Consider the following 18,297-nt stretch of genomic DNA (forward strand, 5'->3'; position numbering starts at 1 on the left):
CCGGTGGCGTCGAGGTGTCAGGTCAACAACCTGTCAGATCAAGCGTCGATGCGCTTGTACTTCATGCGGTGCGGGGTGTCGTCGCCGACACGTTTCTTGTGGTCCGCCTCGTACTCGGTGTAGTTGCCATCGAAGAATTCAACGTGCGAGTCGCCCTCGAAGGCCAGGATATGCGTCGCGATGCGGTCCAGGAACCAGCGATCGTGCGAGATCACCATGGCGCAGCCAGGGAAGGCCAGCAGGGCTTCTTCCAGGGCGCGAAGGGTCTCGATATCCAGGTCGTTGGACGGTTCGTCAAGCAGCAGCACGTTGGCGCCCTGCTTGAGTGTCTGCGCCAGCTGCAGACGGCCACGCTCACCGCCGGACAGGTCACGCAGGAACTTCTGCTGATCGTTGCCCTTGAAGTTGAAGCGACCGACGTAGGCGCGAGAAGACACCTCGTAACCGTTGATGTTGAGGATGTCCTGTCCGTCGGACACCGCCTCCCACACGGTCTGCTTGTCGTCGAGGGCATCACGCATCTGCTCGACGTAGGCGATATCGACGGTGTCACCCTTGACCACTTCGCCAGCGTCCGGTGACTCGCTGCCCTGAATCAGCTTGAACAGGGTGGACTTGCCGGCACCGTTGCCGCCGACGATACCGACGATGGCACCCTGGGGGATGGTGAAGCTCAGGTCTTCGTAGAGCAGCTTGTCGTCGAAGCGCTTGGTTACATTGTGGAATTCGATGACCTTGTCGCCGAGGCGCGGGCCAGGCGGAATATAGATCTCGTTGGTCTCGTTGCGCTTCTGGAAATCGCCAGACTGCATTTCCTCGAAACGGTTAAGACGCGCCTTGCTCTTGGCCTGGCGGCCTTTGGCATTGGAGCGCACCCACTCGAGCTCGTGCTTGATCGCCTTCTGGCGAGAGGCCTCGGCCTTGGCTTCCTGTTCGAGGCGCTTTTCCTTGGCTTCCAGCCACTGGGAGTAGTTGCCTTCGAAGGGGATGCCCTGGCCACGGTCCAGCTCCAGGATCCAGCCGGCCACGTTGTCGAGGAAGTAACGGTCGTGGGTGATGGCCACCACGGTGCCGGAATAGTCGTGGAGAAAGCGCTCCAGCCAGGCCACGGACTCGGCATCCAGGTGGTTGGTCGGCTCATCCAGCAGCAGCATGTCTGGGCTTGACAGCAGCAGGCGACACAGCGCTACGCGGCGGCGTTCACCTCCAGACAGGTGCCCGACGTTGGCCTCCCAGGGTGGAAGCCTGAGAGCGTCGGCGGCCACTTCCAGCTTGCGCTCGAGGTTGTGGGCGTCGGCGGCTTCGATCAGGTTTTCCAGCTTGGCCTGCTCGGCGGCCAGAGCGTCGAAGTCGGCATCCGGTTCAGCATAGGCAGCGTAGACGGCGTCCAGTTTAGTCTGAGCGTCCTTGATCTCGCCCAGTGCCTCTTCGACGGTCTCGCGCACGTTCTTGCTGTCGTCGAGCTCGGGTTCCTGCGGCAGATAGCCAACGTTGAGGCCGGGCATCGGACGAGCCTCGCCTTCGATCTCGGTATCCACGCCGGCCATGATGCGCAGCAGGGTGGATTTACCGGCACCGTTCAGGCCGAGCACGCCGATCTTTGCCCCCGGGAAGAAGGACAGAGAGATGTCCTTGAGGATCTGCTTCTTGGGGGGCACGACCTTGCCCACCCGGTTCATGGTGTAGACGTATTGCGCCATGGGAACTCGCTAAAGTTGGGAAGCGGTGCCATGCAGGGCTGTCGGCGTACCTGGACGTCGTCAGCGCTCATGTTGTCCGGCTTCCTCAGTTGGGTTCGCGGAAAAAATGCTGGCCACAGATGATAGAGCCGGAGCACAGCGAACGCCAGCCACCAACCAAGATTCACCGCCTGCCGGCAGCGGAAGGGCTTATGCAAGCCCCACCGAGAGAGACGCAAGAGCAGTACGCGCAAGCCCGATCGGCATCCCTATGGCCTCGGTGGCTCGTTTGGCAACTTGCGCGTCAGAGACTTGCCCTATTCTTCCTCGTCGTAGTCCCAGTCATCGTCGATGGCCTGGCGCAATCGGCGTTCTTCCAGCAGGGCTTCGACTCGTCGCCTGGCGCGCAGGGTATCACTGCGGCTTGAGGATCGACTGCGTGAGTAGTCTTCGTCGTTGACCGCGTCCTGATCGGACAGGTCGAGATAGGCATCATCGAGAAGGGAATCGCGGCTCATGTGGAGTCTCCCATGGCCAGAGCGCCGGGGCGCGTCATATCACTCCATGCTTCCGGTACCCGGAAAGCGCCAACAGAATCCTTGGATTCTGTTGGCTATATAAGCGCGAATCGAGAAAAGTGCAAGAGGGGAAGAGCAATGGGCTGTCAGGCGCTGCTGGCGGCTGAACGTAGGCGTCCCAGCTCCTCGTGATCTGCAACGCGCTCCGAGACGTCCTTCTGGACCCCGATGAAGTAGACCAGTTCGTCGCTTTCATCGAAGACGGGGGTCAATGAGAGTTCGTTATAGAAGAGGGTGCCATCCTTCTTGTAGTTGCGCAGGACTTCCCGGCAGGGGCGCAGCTCGCGCAGCGCCTCGCGGACCGCATCGAGGCCAGGCTGGTCGGTATCGTCATTCTGCAGGAAGCGGCAGTCGCGGTAGAGAATCTCGTCTGCGCTGTAGCCGGTAAGACGCTCAAAGCCCTGATTGACGTAGATCAGGATGTGTTCGTCGCCTTCCTTTTCGGCCACCACGATCCCGTCCTCAGAGGCATTGATGATGCGTTCAAGCAGTTCCGGGTCGATCATGCTGGGTCGTTTCATGGGACGTCCTGTTAAAGGCTGCACGGGGGCTTCACCCGGAAGGCCGAGGGAAGTGGTGTCACTTTCAGCATAGTTGGGTCCCTAGCATGGGGATGCATGTCATTTAAATCAATGTCTGTCGAAGACATCTTGTGGGTCACCCAGAGCAAAGCAACCCCTCGTCACTCCTCGACTTCAGGGAGCCTGCGTGCACTTAACGCCGCAAGGCCTGCCGTGGCTGCCAGTACCAGCATCAATGGCCCCGTGCCGAGCCACTGGGCAAGGCCGCCGATGAACGCACCGACGGCCAGCATCAGAACACCGGTGATGGTGTTGGAGAGTGCCATGTACAGTGCCCGGTCATCGGCGCCAGCCATGTCTACCACGTAGGTCTTGCGGCCGAGCCGAATACCGGAGTGGACGATGACCAGCAGTCCGTAGACCAGGGCATAGGGCCAGGTACTGGCGGCAACGGCCGCCGGCGCCCAGGCCAGCCCCGCGCCCAGCAGACAGCAGAGTGTGGTGCCGATGGCGCCATCGCGCATCACTGTTCTGCTGGAAGCGTCGGATCGCTTGCCCCAGATGGGGCTCGCGACCATGCCGGCGACACCGGATACCAGGATCAGCAGGCCCAGGCCACCCAGCTCGGCGCTGCCATTGTTCTGGGCCATGAGCGCGACATAGGGCAGTGCCAGGGCGCTGGACAGCAGCAATGCCCGAGTCAGGTTGAAGTGCCGGAAGGCGACGTCGTCACGCATCAGCGCTACCCCGGTCTTGATCGAGTGCCAGACGCTGTCGCCGCCGTCGGTGGCCCCTTCGGCTTCCTCGATGGCCGCCGCGCACAAGGCGTTGAGCGTCCAGCCAAGTGCAGCGACGCTGAGCAGAATGGCCAGGGCCAGCTGACCTGGCCGGTCATCGAACAGGACCAGCACCGCACCCGCTGCCAGTGTCACTGCGCCCGCTACGCTTCCGCTCCAGCCCATCAACGTGCCGCGCCGCTGCTTGGAAATGGTCTTGCCCAGCACATCCTTGGTAGCGATGGAGGAGAGCCCCCTGGCCAGCGACAGCACGATCAGGGTCAGCAGCACCAGACTGCCGCCCAGGCTGCCGGACCCCCACAGTGCCAGTCCCGCGAGGACGGCGGCGGCGATCGCCTGCAGCAAGCCCCCGACCACCCACACCCATTTGCGCTGGGGCTTGAGGCGAATGAAGCCAGCCACAAACAGTTGGGGCAGCAGGGCGCCCGCTTCGCGGATGGGCACCAGCAGGCCGACCATCCAGGTCGGCGCGCCAATCGCGCCCAGCAGCCAGGGCAGTACCAGACGTGCGCTGGACAGCTCGTCGGCCAGCTTGTTGCCGAGAGCGGCGAACAGGTGCAGGAAGAAGTTGCGGGGCTGTTCGTTGCAGGCGCTGTCGGGGATGTCCTTGCACAGCCGGCTGTCCTCGTCGCCGGTCAGCCATTCGTAGAGTCGGGTCTGGGTCTCGCCTATGGCCATGTGAGGGTTCCTGGCTGATAAGATGCTAAAGGTATCCACGTGCTTGAACAGGGAGACTGAACTTGGCACGAATCCGAATTATCTACTGTACGCAATGTCAGTGGCTTTTGCGTAGCGGCTGGTACGCTCAGGAGTTGTTGTCCACCTTTGGCGAGGAGTTGGCAGAAGTCACCCTGGTGCCGTCTCATGGGGGGCAGTTCGAGATCCATGTTGATGACGAGGTAATCTGGGAGCGCAAGCAAGATGGCGGCTTCCCGGATATCAAGTCGCTGAAACAGCGTGTTCGGGATGCCATCGCCCCAGGGCGCGACCTGGGACATATCGACCGCTAGCAGGGGGGCGCGGGTGCGCCCCGCCTAATCACCGAAGGCCATGGGAAACCGGCCTGCTGCTGTGAATGCAGTGCGATCAGCGTGGTCCGCGTGTGGTCTCGCGTGTGATCTTGCGTAGCCCCGCTGTCGCTGCCACTGCTGCGCCATGATGCAAGGAACTGCAATGACTTCTGATCGACAGGCGATGGCCTTTGGGCTGGGCGCCGTAGCGCTGTGGTCCACCGTGGCCACTGCCTTCAAGCTGGCCCTGACGCACATGAGCCCGCTGGAATTGATGTGGCTGGCGGCGCTGGTGTCCTGGGCGCTGATGGGGGGGCTGGTGATCTATCGCGGTCAGCTTCGCCACGCGCTGAAGAGGGGCTGGAAGACGGCGCTTTGGGCAGGACTGATGAACCCGGTGGCCTATTACCTGGTGCTGTTCGCCGCCTATGACCGACTGCCCGGCCAGGAAGCCATGGCGCTCAACTACACCTGGGCGCTGGCCATGGCGCTGCTGGCGGTGCCGATCCTCAAGCAGCGCCTGACCCGCATGGACATGGTAGCCGGACTCGTGGCCTACGCCGGCGTGTGGGTGATTGCCACCCGCGGCCAGGTATTCAATGTGGATTTTGCCGACCCCCTGGGGGTCGCGCTGGCGCTGGCCTCAACCCTGCTCTGGGCCCTTTACTGGCTGCTCAATGCTCGCGATCAGCGTCCTCCGCTGGTGGCGCAATGGCAGAACTTCAGTGTTGGGGTGCCGGTGCTGACCGTGCTGCTGGTGCTGGGACCAGGGATGGAATGGCATGGCACGGTGTCCTTCGCCGCCGGCATCTACGTGGGCCTGTTCGAGATGGGGATTGCCTTCGTCCTGTGGCAGGCGGCCATACAGCGGGTCTCGCGCACGGCCAAGGTGTCCAACTTGATCTTTCTGTCGCCGCCGGTATCGCTGATGCTGCTGTACCTGGTGGTCGGAGAGCCTATCCAGGCGTCGACCCTGTTGGGGCTGGTGCTGATTCTGGGAGGGCTCGGCCTGCAGCAGTGGCAGAAGGCGCCAGCGGTCGCTACTGCCAATGAGTGAGGCAAGACAGCGAATGAGGCAAGGCAGCGATTCGCCTGCGCTGGCGTTGATGCCGGACTGGCCTATGAGGTCTCCGCTGACGCCGGGTCTCCCGCTTCGCTGGTCGTGGCGGCGCCATCCAGCAACGGTGACAGGGCCGGCCAGACGTTGTCGAGCATGATGGGCTGCGCCTCTGCGGTGGGGTGAATGCCGTCGTCCTGCATCAGTTCCGGTGTCAGCGCCACCCCCTCGAGCAGGAATGGGACCAGAGGCACCTGATGACGCTGCGACAGCTCTCTGAACACACCGGTAAAGGCCTCACGATAGGCATCACCGTAGTTGGGGGGAATGTCGATACCCAGCAGCAGGACCTCGGCCCCAGACTGTTGGCTACGTTCAATCATGCTCTCGAGATTGGCGGACATCTGGGCCGGGGGCAGGCCTCGCAGGCCGTCGTTGCCGCCCAGCTCCAGCAGAACCAAATCCGGGTCATGCTGTCGCAGAAGTTCGGGCAGACGCGTGGCGCCACCGCTGGTGGTCTCGCCGCTGATACTGGCATTGACGACATCGGCGCGCTGATCGAGGCGTTGTGCCAGCAAGGCCACCCAGCCTTGTTCGCGCTCTATGCCGTAGGCGGCGCTAAGGCTGTCGCCGACCACCAGCAGAGTCGGTGGTGCTGTGTCAGACTGGGCCCATAGTGCCCCCGACAGGGGCAGCGCCAGCACAAGTCCCGACAAGACCGGCAGCCACCTACGCCTGGTGGCCCTCACGCAAGAGCCGGCGAACGACGCTCCTATTCTTGCCATCGTCCGAGGAATTGCTATCACCATGTCGCTGTCTCCCACGTGTGAATCCGTCAACTCTGCTGCTGCTCCGGTCCTTCTGGCGCGTGGCCTGTCCAAGCATGTCGCCAGCGGCAGTCGCGAACTGACTATCCTGCGCGACCTGGAGCTTGAGGTACAGTCCGGGGAAAGCCTGGCCATTCTCGGGCAAAGCGGTGCCGGCAAGTCGACGCTGCTGGCGCTGCTCGCCGGTCTCGATACGCCCAGTGCTGGCGAGCTCGACATGTTCGGTACGTCACTGACCGCGCTCGATGAAGACGGCCGAGCGGCGCTGCGCAACGGCCGGGTCGGTTTCGTGTTCCAGAACTTTCAGCTGTTGCCGACCCTGACCGCGCTGGAAAACGTGTTGCTGCCTACCGAGCTAACCCCGCTGGATCGCCCCGAGCAGCGTGCCCGCCAGTGGCTCGAGCGGGTTGGCCTGGGTGAGCGGCTTGCTCACCTGCCCAAGCAGCTGTCCGGTGGCGAGCAGCAGCGTGTCGCCCTGGCGCGCGCCTTTGTGACTGGGCCCGAGCTGGTCTTTGCGGACGAGCCCACGGGAAATCTGGACCCCGAGACCGGGGAGCGCATCATTCAGACCCTGTTTGAGCTCAACCGTTCCGAGCGAACCACGCTGGTGCTGGTCACCCATGACCATGCCCTGGCACGGCGCTGCGATCGCTGCCTGCAGCTGGCCTCCGGCAAGCTGGTCGACATGCCCCTGTCGCAGCTGGGTCCCGCCGCGGAGGTGTCGTCATGAGCGCAGGCTCCCACCAGCCAAGCAGCACAGCATCGGCGTCAGCCGCCGAGGGGATGGGAAGCCGTCATGCCCGGGTGTTCATGCGGCAGTGTCTGATGGCACTGCGCTCGCTGCGGCGTGATCTGCGGGCCGGGGACGTGCGCGCGCTGCTGGTGGCACTCACCCTGGCGGTGGCTGCCTCCACCATGATGGGCTTCTTTCTCGATCGTCTCGAGCGAGGCCTGACCCGCCAGGCCAGCCAGATGATGGGCGGGGACGTGGTGCTGGAGCAGTCCGATCCCTTTACCGCTGAGGTGCGTCAGCGCCTCGAAACGGCAGGAATGACGCTGAGCGACCAGGTCGACCTGGTCTCCATGGCCAGTCGTGACGGTGCCTTTCAACCCGTCAGTATCAAGGCCGTTGATCAGGATTACCCCCTCTACGGGGCGTCACGGGTCGACCTGGGCCAGGGTACCGAGGAACTGACCACGGGCCCGGCTCCAGGAGAGGTGTGGCTGGCCCCCAGGCTCGAAACCCTGCTCGATATCGAACTTGGCGATCAGCTGGACCTGGGGCAGGGGAGCTTTCGCGTATCTGGCTGGATCGAACGCGAGGCCGACCAGTCCGCCGGGTTCGGCAGTTTCAATCCCCGGGTGATGATGCACGTCGATGACGTCGAGTCCACCGGCCTGATTCAGCCAGGCTCACGTATCGAGTACGAAATGCTGGCGGCCGGTTCGCCTGATGCAGTGGCCTCCCTGTCCGGTTGGCTGGCGCAGCTTCGCGCCGAAGGTGTCGAGGTGCGCGATGTGCGTGTGGATCGACCGCGTCTTGGCTCGGCCCTGGAGCGGGCGGAGACCTACCTCAGCCTGGCCGGCCTTGCTGCTGTCCTGCTGGCTGGCGTGGCGGTTGCCATGGCAACCCGTCGCTATGTGGACCGACACCTGGATACCGCCGCGTTGCTGCGCTGCTTCGGCGCGTCGCAGCAGGACCTGACCCGTGTCTTTGCGCTGCAGCTGGCGGGCTTGGCTGTTGTCGCCAGTACGTTGGGAGCAGCGTTGGGGTTGGCAGGCCAGGCGGCGCTACTCGCCTTGATGCAACGCTTTCTGCCGCTGGAGCTGCCGCCTCCTGGCATCTTGCCGCTATGGCTTGGCATCTTGACCGCCGTCGCGGTGCTGGCGGGCTTCGCCGGGCCGACGCTGCTGCGATTGAAGCGTGTCAGTGCACTCAAGGTCCTGCGGCGTGAGCTTGACCCCTTGCCGGCCTCCGGCTGGACCCTGCTGGGGGCGGCAGCGCTGGCCTTTGGCGGATTGCTGTGGCTGTATTCTGGCAGTCTGGGACTGGCGGCAGGACTGCTGGTGGGCGGAATGCTGGCACTGGCGCTGCTGTGGGGGCTGGCCGGGCTGATACTTGACGGAGTGCTGAAGCTCGTCTCCCGGTGGCAACATGGCCGACCTGACAGCGTCGCCAATGCCCTGCGTCTCGGCGCCCGCCAGCTGGCCCGTCGCCGCACCGCGAGTCTTGGACAGATGCTCGCCTTCGCGGTCACCTTCTTTGCCATGACCATGATTGCTCTGGTGCGAGGGGATCTGCTGACCACCTGGCAGGCCCAACTGCCCGACGACACGCCCAACCACTTTGCGATCAATATCCAGCCGACCGAGCGAGATGCCTTCGAACGACAGCTTGGTGATATTGCCCAGACCACCAGTGACCTCTATCCCATGGTCAGAGGAAGAATCACGGCGATCAATGGCGAGCCCCCGCGGCAGGCCGTCCCCGCCGACGCTCAGGGAGAGAATGCGCTGCGCCGGGAGCTTAACCTGACCTGGCGAGCGTCACTGCCAAGCGGCAATCGGCTGGTGGCTGGTGAGTGGTTCGCCGCGTCAGCCAACGCAGATGACTGGCTGTCGCAGGTGGACGCGGAGCCAGCCGCGTCGTCTCCCGAGACAGTGACAGCCCCCATTTCTGTGGAACGTGAGCTGGCAGAGCGCCTGGGGCTAACGCTTGGGGATCGACTCAGCTTCAGTATCGGGGCCGACACCCTGGTCGGAGAAATCACCAGCCTTCGTGATCTCGATTGGGACAGCTTCAAGCCCAACTTCTATGTGATCTTCCCGCCGGGAGTGCTGGAGCGTTTCGGACACAGCTTCATCACCGCCTTCTATCTGGAGGCGGATCGCAAGGCTGACCTGGGGCAGCTGGTGGCGTCCTTTCCCGGCGTGACCTTGCTGGATGTGGATGCGCTGCTGGGCCAGGTGCGCGACGTGCTGGGACAGGTGACTCGCGCCGTCGAGGTGGTATTGGCGTTCGTGCTGCTGGCGGGGGTTAGCGTGCTCTATGCCGCTCTGATTGCCAGTCAGCCGGTAAGGGCCCACGAAAGTGGACTACTGCGCGTGTTTGGCGCGGGACGACGGCTGCTGGACCGCGTGCAGTGGTCCGAGTTTGCCGTTCTGGGCTTGGCCAGTGGACTGATGGCCGCACTGCTGGCCGAGGTCGCCACTGCGGCGTTATACCTGCTGTGGTTGGACCTTCCTCCCCGCTTTCATCTATGGATCTGGTTGGTGGTGCCGTTGTCTGGCGCGTTGATCCTGGGGGCGGTAGGGCACCTGTTGTCTCGAGGCCTGCGGCGCCAAGCGCCTGCGGCAAGCCTTGGGCTGTTGGGAAGCGCTGAGTAGCTGTCGAGCAGGGCAGGGCGCACAGTGGTTCCTGGGCAAGCGACATCAGCGCAGCGGTCGCGACCGCCGCGAAGGAGTGAACATGGGCAAGTCTGCGCAGGGAACGACCGAGAAGGGAGCCAGTGGCGATGGTATGCAGAGCGCTTCAGGGGCGAGCGTAAAGCGCAAGCGCGCCAAGCCGGACAAACGACAGGCCAGCAACAAGATGTCGGCCGAAGAGCGGCTGCGCTTCGGCCTGCTGTCTGCGCAACTGACCCTGGCTCAGCAGGCGGATCGGGCGGTGTTAGTACTGGTTGCGGGACATGCGGCGACCGGCAAGGGCGAGCTGATCAATCAGCTCAACCACTGGCTGGAGAACCGGCTGACGGAGGTGCACGCCCTGGCGCCAGGAGACGAGGAGCGCTGTCGTCCCTACTGGTGGCGCTTCTGGCATCGCCTGCCGACGCGCGGACGGCTGGGAGTGTTCGTGCACGGCTGGGTTGGCGACGCGGTCCTCGCGCGGGCTTCCAGGGCGCTGGGCGAAGGCGCTTACAGTGACCGTATCGAGCAGATGCGCCAGTTCGAAGCCGAGCTCGCGGCCGATGGGGTGCAGCTGGTCAAGCTGTGGCTGCAGATCGACGCCGAGAGTCAACGCCGACGGCTCGAGATGCTGGCGGCAGACCCGGCCACTCGCTGGCAGGTCACCGAAGACAAGTGGCGGCGACATGCTCAGCACGGGCTGCTGGATGAATTGGCGCGGGACCTGCGCAAGCGCACCCACCGCCGCCACAGCCCCTGGATAGAGCTGGATGCCAGTTCTGGCGGCTCGCTGCTGCCCCAGGTGGCCAAGCTTCTCGAGAACGTCATGACAACGCCTCCTCCCGCCCTGGAAGTGGAGCCATCACCGGCGCTGGAGGCGGTTCAGCCTCCCTCCCTGGCGGCGCTGGTGCAGCGAGAAGCACCTGCGCGGCTAAAGAAGCGCGACTATGTTGAACGCCTGTCCGAGTCTCAGGCCCGCCTGGCGGAACTGGCCCGCAGCGCCGCGCGCCAGCGAGTCCCGCTGGTGGTCATGTTTGAAGGCCACGATGCGGCGGGCAAGGGCGGTGGCATTCACCGCCTGACGTCTGCCCTGGATGCCCGGCTCTATCAGGTGCACCAGATCGCGGCACCGACCGAGGAAGAGTTGCTGCATCCCTGGCAATGGCGCTTCTGGCAGCGACTCCCCAGGGATGGCAGGGTCGCGGTGTTCGACCGCTCCTGGTACGGCCGCGTGCTGGTCGAGCGGGTGGAGGGCCTGGCCGTGGAAGATGACTGGCGTAGAGGCTACGAAGAAATACGCCAGTTCGAGGCGCGTCTGCTGGAGCACGGGGCGGTAGTGGTCAAGCTGTTCCTTGCCATCGACAAGGATGAGCAACTGGCCCGCTTCGAGGCTCGCGCCGCCACGCCCCACAAGCGCCACAAGTTGACCGATGAGGACTGGCGTAACCGCGAGCGGTGGGACGATTACCAGCAGGCGATCGACGAGATGTTCAGCCAGACTCATGTGCCCGGTGCCGAGTGGACGCTGATCGACGCCAATGACAAGCGCAGGGCGCGGCTGGAGGTGATCCAGGAAGTCAGTCGGCGGCTTGCCGCCAGGCTGCCCTTGGCATGATTATCCCTTCGGGTCTACCGGGTACCACAGCGACGGTGCCTGAGTCGGTCGAGAGGTGTCGTCGAGAGGTGTAAGAGTGGTGTGATAGCAGTGTGGCGTCAGGGTTGGCGTCATAACAAGGCTGTCGGCGGTCATGACGACAGGCTACAGTGATTCACTCAGGCCCATCTTGCTGGCGACCGGACGGATGGACCGGTCGGACGACACAGACGTTGCGACAGCCAATTGTTGAGATGGCTGAAAGGCTGATAACCGAATTCACAGGGGAGGTGAACCTCGATGAAGTATCTGATTCAACCGCGCCATGGGGCGCCACTTGCGCTGCTGCTGGCGCTGGGGTCCGGTATGGCGCAGGCCGATGCCGAGCGTCTTGAGGCGGACCTTAAGACGATGCTGGGAGGCGAGGGCACGCTGGAGATCGGTGACGTGTCCGATGAACTCTTCGGCAGCACCACCAGCGCCGAGGATCTGGTGTTGACGGGCCCTGATGGAGAGCGGCTCAGTGTTGCTCGCTATCTGGTCGAAGGTGACTACGAGTCGCCCGACGAAGTCGTGCTGGAAGAGGTGGAACTGATTGACCGTGGCGCGAGCATGACCCTCACCCGGTTAAGCTTCGAGGAGCCCGGTCAGGCGGTTCTGGACCTGCGTGAACTGCCCTGGGGCCAGGACAATCCCCTGGCGGGGCTACGTCTGGAAGGCCTGGTCATGGACCAGAGCGAAGGATCGGTGGGCGCGGACCTGCCCTGGGGCGAGTTTCCCGGACAGATCAATATCGACAGCCTGGAAGCGACTGAACTCAGCCAGGATGCCATCGGTAGTCTGGTGCTGTCGGGCCTGACGGGGGCGTTCCAGGGGGACGAAGACCTGGGCACCGGGACCTTTGCCCTGCCGTCGCTGAGCCTGACCGGCTTGAAGGGAATGGAAGGCGATTCGCCGACCGTCGACGCGCTTGAGCTGTCCGACTTCTCGCTGGATTCCGATCGTGTGGTGGCCTCCTTGGCCAGCCTGGTGGCGGATGGCGACATGACGGATGGGGCCTACAGCGGTCGCATGGAAGGACTGGCCCTGGACCTGGCGAAGATGATCGAGCTGGCGCCGGCGGATGAGCGCACCCAGCTGCGCATGGTCGCCAATGTGCTGACCGGAGGCACCGGGCAGTTGACCCTGGATGCCGACATGGACGGCACCTGGGAAGCACAGGGATCCAATGGCCAGGTGGCCAGTCGCTTTACCATGACGGCCCGTGACGCCCTGCGTATCGGTTTCGATAGCGACCTGCCCGTCAATCTTCCCAAGGGCCAGGACCCCGCGACCTATTTCGCGGGCCTGAACGACTGGACCGAGCTGGATCTGCAGGGCGGCGATGTGTCGCTCGATATCGGCGATCTCGGCGTCTTCGGACGGATTGCCCCGGTGATCGCGGCGACCCAGGGAGTCTCGGAGGACGCGCTGCTTGAGCAGTTCCGGACCCAGGCGGAAGGCTTCGGCATCATGATGGGGCCCCAGATCGGGGCGGTGCTCAGCGGTATCGTCAAGATGATGGCGGGCGAAGCCAGCAGCATGCAGATCACCACCGAGCTTCCGCCCAGCCAGCATATTCAGAAACTGGCCAAGGAAGACCCGATGGGTCTGCCGGACGCGCTGTCGATGCAGGTCACGGTGGAGTAATCGCGGTAAAGCGGCGCATCGCAAGGGAAGGATGAGTCGCTGCGCCGACGGCGGCCACGTCGTCGGCGTACAAATAACCGGCCTGTTCAGGCGTGGTTCAGTAAAACTAACCCCAAGATGAGAAATCATGGAACAGCTCATGACGGTCTTTCATGTGAAAGCGGTCATGGGCTGCGCTATTATGGCGGCCCGATTTATACGATTCTCTGTCGTCTTTCCCCTGCCGCGAGGTTATGCCGCCGATGTTCAGCCGTGATATGCAGATTGCCGGTTTCGATGATGCCCTGTTCGATGCCATGCAAAAGGAAGTGGCTCGTCAGGAAGCCCACATCGAACTGATCGCCTCCGAGAACTATGCCAGCCCCCGCGTGATGGAGGCTCAGGGTAGCCAGCTGACCAACAAGTACGCGGAAGGCTATCCCGGCAAGCGCTACTACGGTGGCTGCGAGTACGTCGACATTGTCGAGCAGCTGGCCATCGACTACGCCAAGGAGCTGTTTGGTGCCAGCTACGCCAACGTTCAGCCGCACTCCGGCTCCCAGGCCAACGGCGCGGTCTTCCAGGCGCTGGTCAAGCCGGGTGATACCGTCCTCGGCATGAGCCTGGACGCTGGGGGCCACCTGACCCACGGCGCACGTCCCAACTTCTCCGGCAAGCATTACAATGCCGTCCAGTACGGCATCGACGAGTCCGGACGTATCGACTACGAGGAAGTGGCACGTCTGGCCCGCGAGCACCAGCCGAAGATGATCATCGCAGGCTTCTCTGCCTACTCCCAGATCATCGACTGGGCTCAGTTCCGCAAGATCGCTGACGAAGTGGGCGCCTACCTGCTGGTCGACATGGCCCACGTGGCGGGTCTGGTGGCGGCGGGTGTCTACCCGACTCCGCTGCCCCACGCCCATGTGGTCACCACGACTACCCACAAGACGCTGCGCGGACCCCGCGGTGGCCTGATTCTGTCCGCCGAGAACGATGCCGACATCGAGAAGAAGCTGCAGTCCGCCGTCTTCCCTGGTGGCCAGGGTGGGCCGCTCGAGCACGTGATCGCGGCCAAGGCGCTCTGCTTCAAGGAAGCCATGGCGCCCGAGTTCAAGACCTACCAGCAGCAGGTGGTCAAGAACGCCCAGGTGATGGCCAAGGTGTTTATCGAGCGCGGCTACGATGTGGTGTCCGGTGGCACCGAAGATCACCTGTTCCTGCTCTCCCTGATCAAGCAAGGCCTGACCGGCAAGGATGCGGATGCCGCTCTGGGTCGCGCTCATATCACGGTCAACAAGAACGCCGTGCCTGGCGATCCCCAGAGCCCGTTCGTGACCTCTGGCCTGCGTATCGGCACCCCGGCGGTGACCACTCGCGGCTTTGGCGAGGCCGAGTGCGGCGACCTGGCCGGCTGGATCTGCGACATTCTCGACGTCATGGCCAGCGGTGAGTCCAGCGAAGCCGTTGAAGCGGACGTGAAAGCCAAGGTCGAGGCAGTCTGCGCTCGTCTTCCGGTCTACGCCTGATAGCGGCAGGGTAAGCACCATCAGGAACAGTAGCCTGATGACGTAGCCTGCACGACGGAATGCCCCCATGAGCCCTGCTCGTGGGGGCATTTTTATGCTGGCGGCAGGCTCATCCAGGGGCTGGCCAAGCCTGCCGGCTGCTGCTGCACCATGTTGGTGCCTGGGTGTGCACCTGTCCTGACCTCGGTGGATGCTTCGTTGTGCACATGTTTTTGCATGTGACTGTTTTATTTATCTTCCTTAACGCGGTGGCGTACCCCTTGCTATGAGTCAAGGTGAACTCTTTTGATGCGAAGGCCCTGCCATGCACGCCACTGCCACGCCCTGCCTGGGCGACAGCGCTGAACCCCGCCTTCTGTTTACCGATCTGGATGGCTCTCTACTTGACCACCATGACTACGATTGGGCGCCTGCCCAGCCGTGGCTCGAGACGCTGCGCAAGGCCGGTGTCGGGGTGATTCCGGTGACCAGCAAGACGCGCAGTGAGCTGCTTGGCTTGCGCCAGGCGCTGGGACTTGCTGATCAGCCCTTTATTGCCGAGAACGGAGCGGTCATCGCCCTGCCCGAAAGCTGGTGCCATGCCAGGCGCGAGGGGCCAGTGGGCCCCGATGGCCTGGTCATTCGCACCCTGGGTGTCGATATCGGACTGATTCGTCGGCGCGTGGCGATCTGGCGGGAGCGTCTGTCGGCGCGCTTTCTGACCATGAGTGAAATGGCGTTGGAGGACGTCGTGGCGTTCACCGGCCTGGATGAACAGGAGGCACGCCTGGCGCGCCTGCGCGAAGGCAGCGAGCCGCTGCTGTGGGAGGACGACGATGCGCTGTTGCAACGCTTTCGCGAAGGTCTGGCAGGCGATGGCCTGCGCATGACCCGTGGCGGACGCTTCTGGCATGTGCTGGGGGACACAGACAAGGGCCAGGCGGTGCGTTGGCTGTGTGCGCGCTACGAAGCGTTGAAGGGCAAGCGACCGACCACCCTGTCCCTGGGCGACGGCCCCAATGACGTGGCCATGCTGGAGGCAACCGACGCCGCGGTGGTCATTCGCGGCCAGCATGGTCTGGATGTCCGGCCGGATCAGCCAAACCTCTACCGCAGTGAAGCGATGGGGCCACGGGGCTGGGCCGAAGGGGTAGCCCATTGCTGGGGAGCGAACCCTCAGGCCCTCGAGGCAGCGGCCAGGGGAGACCAGGGCGTGCAGACAGACGATCAGCATCACCATCTTGGCGGAAAAGAGGACGACGCATGAGCGATTTCCATCAGAACGGCATCATTACCGATTTTCACAACCTGACGCGTCGTTCTGCCGAAGAGCTTGAGGCGGACCTTGAGCAGTTCGCCAGACAGCGGCCGCTGGGGCTGATCCTGCCGTCGCTCTATTCTGAACTGGAAGGGCCGGCACTGGATGCGATCGTCGAGACCTTGTCGAGTGCCGACTACTTGTCCGAGATTGTCATCGGCCTGGATCGTGCCGACCGCGATCAGTTTCTGCGTGCTCGGGAATTCTTCTCCCGCCTGCCCCAGCACCACCGCATCCTGTGGAATGATGGACCTCGCCTGCGCGAGCTCGACGCCGACCTGTCTGCCGAGGGGCTTGCCCCACAGCAGCCGGGCAAGGGGCGCAACGTCTGGTTCTGTGCGGGCTATGTCCAGGCATCGGGGCGCACAGCAGCGGTGGGACTGCACGATTGCGATATTCTGACCTACGACCGCTCGCTGCTGGCCAGACTGATGTACCCCGTGGCGCATCCACGCTTCAACTACGCGTTCTGCAAGGGCTACTACTCGCGCATCGCCGAAGGCAAGCTGAACGGACGGGTGTCCCGGCTACTGGTCACGCCGCTGCTGCGGGCGCTGAAGATCATGCACGGGCCGCTGCCTTATCTGGACTATCTCGATAGCTATCGCTACCCGCTGTCAGGCGAGTTTTCCATGCGCACGGAGGTGCTCGACAACCTGCGCATACCCGCCGACTGGGGACTGGAGATCGGGGTGCTGTCCGAGGTGCACCGTGACCATTCGACCAACCGTCTGTGTCAGGTCGACATTGCCGATGTCTACGATCATAAGCATCAGCCGGTCTCTGCCGATGATGCCAGTGCGGGGCTCAACCGCATGAGTCTGGATATTGCCAAGGCGCTGTATCGCAAGCTGGCAACGCAGGGGGTGGGGTTCTCCTCCGAGGGTTTTCGCACGCTGAAGGCGACCTACTACCGACTCGCTCTGGATTTGATCGAGTCCTACGACCACGATGCCACCATGAATGGCCTGAGTCTCGATCGCCACGCCGAAGAGCAGGCCGTAGAGCTGTTTGCGGCGAATCTGATCGAGGCGGGAAATGCTTTCCTCGACAACCCCCGGGAGAAGCCCTTCATTCCCAGTTGGAACAGGGTAAGAGCGGCGCTGCCGGATCTTCCACAGCGCCTTTATCAGGCGGTGGAAGCCGACAACGCCGGAGATGTCTAGGAGGGAGAGTGACTGTCACGGGGCCTCGCCATGGCAAGGCCCCGGTGATGACAGAGCTGATCCGCTTTGGTGCCAGCCCCTCAAGGGCTGGCGCTTCCCATGATGGTCTCGAACAGGGCCTGTCCCGGCAGTCCCTGAGTCATTTCGACCTTGCCATCATGGCGATAGACCATGCCTGGGGTGGCCACCATGCCGAAGCCTCGGAACAGCTCATGATTGCTCTGTAGACGCTGTTCCAGGTCGCGGGGTAGCTGGCGCATCGGCGTAATCGGATCACCCCCTTCGTGAGCGGCCAGGGCGGCAGAGGGGTCGTCCGCGGCCAGCATGGTGACCGCCTGGCGTGGGCTCGCTGGATCCAGTATGCCCACCATGACGTGGCGTAGCTGGACCTCTCCGCTCTCCACGAAGGGGCGGGTCATCTGCCACAGGCGGGTGCAGTATGGGCAGTTGGGATCGGTGAAGACGTACACCGTGCGCGGCGCGTCCGGGTCGCCATCAGCGATCCAGGCGCTGTCAGCCAGGTCCTGCCACACCGCTTCATCCTGAGGTCCTTGCACCAGTCGCTCCAGCGGCTCTTCCGACAGGTTGTTGGCCTCACCGTCAATCAGGTTGCCGACAATGGCGTGCTCGCCATCGGCAGTCACGAAGATTGTCATGGGCTGGCCTCGGTGGCTGGCAGCGTAGCCCTCCAGGCCTCCAGGGGCATCAAATTCTCCATGCACTTCCAGGCCTTCTTTCTCTAGGGCCTCGATAGGCGCGGGGTAATCCTTGGCTTCGACGCTGGATAGCGGCAGCAGACCGAAGGCCACCGCAGCAAGGGTCATGAAGGATCGCGGGTAACGCGGGCGCGATGGGGCATCGGGGCGGCGGGGGGTGTCCTGACTCATCGGTGTTCGGGCTCGCATGTCGTTGTCGGAGGGGCGCGCAGAGGTGACCTGATCATCCCGGTGGTAGGGCGGCCAGTGCTGTGACACCAGCTGGGACAACAGGATGAGAGGTCAGTTCGGTGGCCGGCCCGGTTGGTGGGGTTACGGATAAAGGAAACGCTGCAGTCATCAGCCGAGCAGCGCCAGGCGCCTGCAGCGCAGACGCCGGAGCCTTTGCGCTACAGGTGAGGCGTTCGAGGGGCGCGCAACGCAGCGAATCGTTGGTGCAGGCAGTGATGCAGT

At 63.6% G+C, this 18,297-nt stretch carries 16 protein-coding genes; 10 read left to right on the plus strand and 6 right to left on the minus strand.

Annotated features, from left to right (window positions below; all coding sequences use genetic code 11):
• Positions 1-38: 38 nt before the first annotated feature.
• The 4 genes from ettA to KUV45_RS09080 all read right to left on the minus strand — a co-directional run bounded on the left by ettA (position 39) and on the right by KUV45_RS09080 (position 4,253).
• Positions 39-1,700 carry an energy-dependent translational throttle protein EttA gene (gene ettA / locus KUV45_RS09065; protein WP_206941197.1) on the minus strand — a complete coding sequence of 554 codons (1,662 nt, stop codon included), beginning with the start codon at positions 1,698-1,700 and terminating at the stop codon, positions 39-41.
• A 296-nt stretch (positions 1,701-1,996) separates the two neighbouring features.
• On the minus strand, positions 1,997-2,197 hold the full coding sequence (locus tag KUV45_RS09070; protein WP_206941195.1) for a PA3496 family putative envelope integrity protein: 201 nt from the start codon (positions 2,195-2,197) through the stop codon (positions 1,997-1,999).
• A 146-nt stretch (positions 2,198-2,343) separates the two neighbouring features.
• On the minus strand, positions 2,344-2,778 hold the full coding sequence (locus KUV45_RS09075) for a PAS domain-containing protein (protein ID WP_222162783.1): 435 nt from the start codon (positions 2,776-2,778) through the stop codon (positions 2,344-2,346).
• Positions 2,779-2,939: 161 nt separating this feature from the next.
• Entirely contained in the window at positions 2,940-4,253 is a 1,314-nt protein-coding gene (locus KUV45_RS09080; protein ID WP_222162784.1) for an MFS transporter, read from the minus strand.
• Between the two features lie 62 nt (positions 4,254-4,315).
• On the opposite strand from KUV45_RS09080, the gene KUV45_RS09085 reads away from it, so the two are divergent.
• Together KUV45_RS09085 and KUV45_RS09090 are read left to right on the plus strand one after the other, a co-directional pair.
• Positions 4,316-4,585 carry a SelT/SelW/SelH family protein gene (locus tag KUV45_RS09085; RefSeq protein ID WP_206941189.1) on the plus strand — a complete coding sequence of 90 codons (270 nt, stop codon included), beginning with the start codon at positions 4,316-4,318 and terminating at the stop codon, positions 4,583-4,585.
• 163 nt (positions 4,586-4,748) lie between these two features.
• Positions 4,749-5,642 carry a DMT family transporter gene (locus tag KUV45_RS09090; protein ID WP_222162785.1) on the plus strand — a complete coding sequence of 298 codons (894 nt, stop codon included), beginning with the start codon at positions 4,749-4,751 and terminating at the stop codon, positions 5,640-5,642.
• 62 nt (positions 5,643-5,704) lie between these two features.
• On the opposite strand, the gene KUV45_RS09095 is transcribed toward KUV45_RS09090, so the two are convergent.
• Positions 5,705-6,358, minus strand: coding sequence for an arylesterase (locus KUV45_RS09095; protein WP_308126702.1), 654 nt, complete (start codon positions 6,356-6,358; stop codon positions 5,705-5,707).
• A 91-nt stretch (positions 6,359-6,449) separates the two neighbouring features.
• Between KUV45_RS09095 and KUV45_RS09100 the strand changes: the two genes are divergently transcribed.
• The 8 genes from KUV45_RS09100 (at position 6,450) to KUV45_RS09130 (ending at position 17,128) form a co-directional block, all read left to right on the plus strand.
• Complete coding sequence (locus KUV45_RS09100; RefSeq protein ID WP_222162786.1) at positions 6,450-7,199, plus strand: ABC transporter ATP-binding protein; 750 nt, start codon at positions 6,450-6,452, stop codon at positions 7,197-7,199.
• A gap of 80 nt (positions 7,200-7,279) precedes the next feature.
• Positions 7,280-9,856, plus strand: coding sequence for an ABC transporter permease (locus KUV45_RS09105; protein WP_222162911.1), 2,577 nt, complete (start codon positions 7,280-7,282; stop codon positions 9,854-9,856).
• Positions 9,857-9,938: 82 nt separating this feature from the next.
• Positions 9,939-11,489 (plus strand): polyphosphate kinase, encoded by a 1,551-nt coding sequence (locus KUV45_RS09110; RefSeq protein WP_222162787.1) that lies wholly within the window; start codon positions 9,939-9,941, stop codon positions 11,487-11,489.
• Positions 11,490-11,768: 279 nt separating this feature from the next.
• On the plus strand, positions 11,769-13,157 hold the full coding sequence (locus tag KUV45_RS09115) for a hypothetical protein (RefSeq protein ID WP_206941181.1): 1,389 nt from the start codon (positions 11,769-11,771) through the stop codon (positions 13,155-13,157).
• Positions 13,158-13,284: 127 nt separating this feature from the next.
• Positions 13,285-13,413: a hypothetical protein gene (locus tag KUV45_RS20300; RefSeq protein ID WP_261315895.1), complete on the plus strand. Its 129-nt coding sequence runs from the start codon at positions 13,285-13,287 to the stop codon at positions 13,411-13,413.
• Positions 13,400-14,665 carry a serine hydroxymethyltransferase gene (glyA, locus tag KUV45_RS09120; RefSeq protein WP_222162788.1) on the plus strand — a complete coding sequence of 422 codons (1,266 nt, stop codon included), beginning with the start codon at positions 13,400-13,402 and terminating at the stop codon, positions 14,663-14,665. The genes KUV45_RS20300 and glyA overlap by 14 nt, the downstream gene beginning before the upstream one ends.
• 304 nt (positions 14,666-14,969) lie before the next feature.
• Entirely contained in the window at positions 14,970-15,911 is a 942-nt protein-coding gene (locus tag KUV45_RS09125) for a mannosyl-3-phosphoglycerate phosphatase (protein ID WP_222162789.1), read from the plus strand.
• Positions 15,908-17,128 carry a glycosyl transferase gene (locus KUV45_RS09130; protein WP_222162790.1) on the plus strand — a complete coding sequence of 407 codons (1,221 nt, stop codon included), beginning with the start codon at positions 15,908-15,910 and terminating at the stop codon, positions 17,126-17,128. Before KUV45_RS09125 ends, KUV45_RS09130 begins: the two co-directional genes overlap by 4 nt.
• An 80-nt stretch (positions 17,129-17,208) precedes the next feature.
• Here the strand turns inward: KUV45_RS09130 and dsbG are convergent, their stop codons facing one another.
• A complete protein-coding gene (dsbG, locus tag KUV45_RS09135; RefSeq protein ID WP_261315897.1) occupies positions 17,209-18,114 on the minus strand; it encodes a thiol:disulfide interchange protein DsbG in 906 nt (301 codons plus the stop codon).
• Between the last annotated feature and the right edge of the window lie 183 nt (positions 18,115-18,297).

It is taken from the genome of Halomonas sp. DP3Y7-2 (genome assembly GCF_019800795.1).
Lineage (GTDB): Bacteria > Pseudomonadota > Gammaproteobacteria > Pseudomonadales > Halomonadaceae > Halomonas > Halomonas litopenaei_A.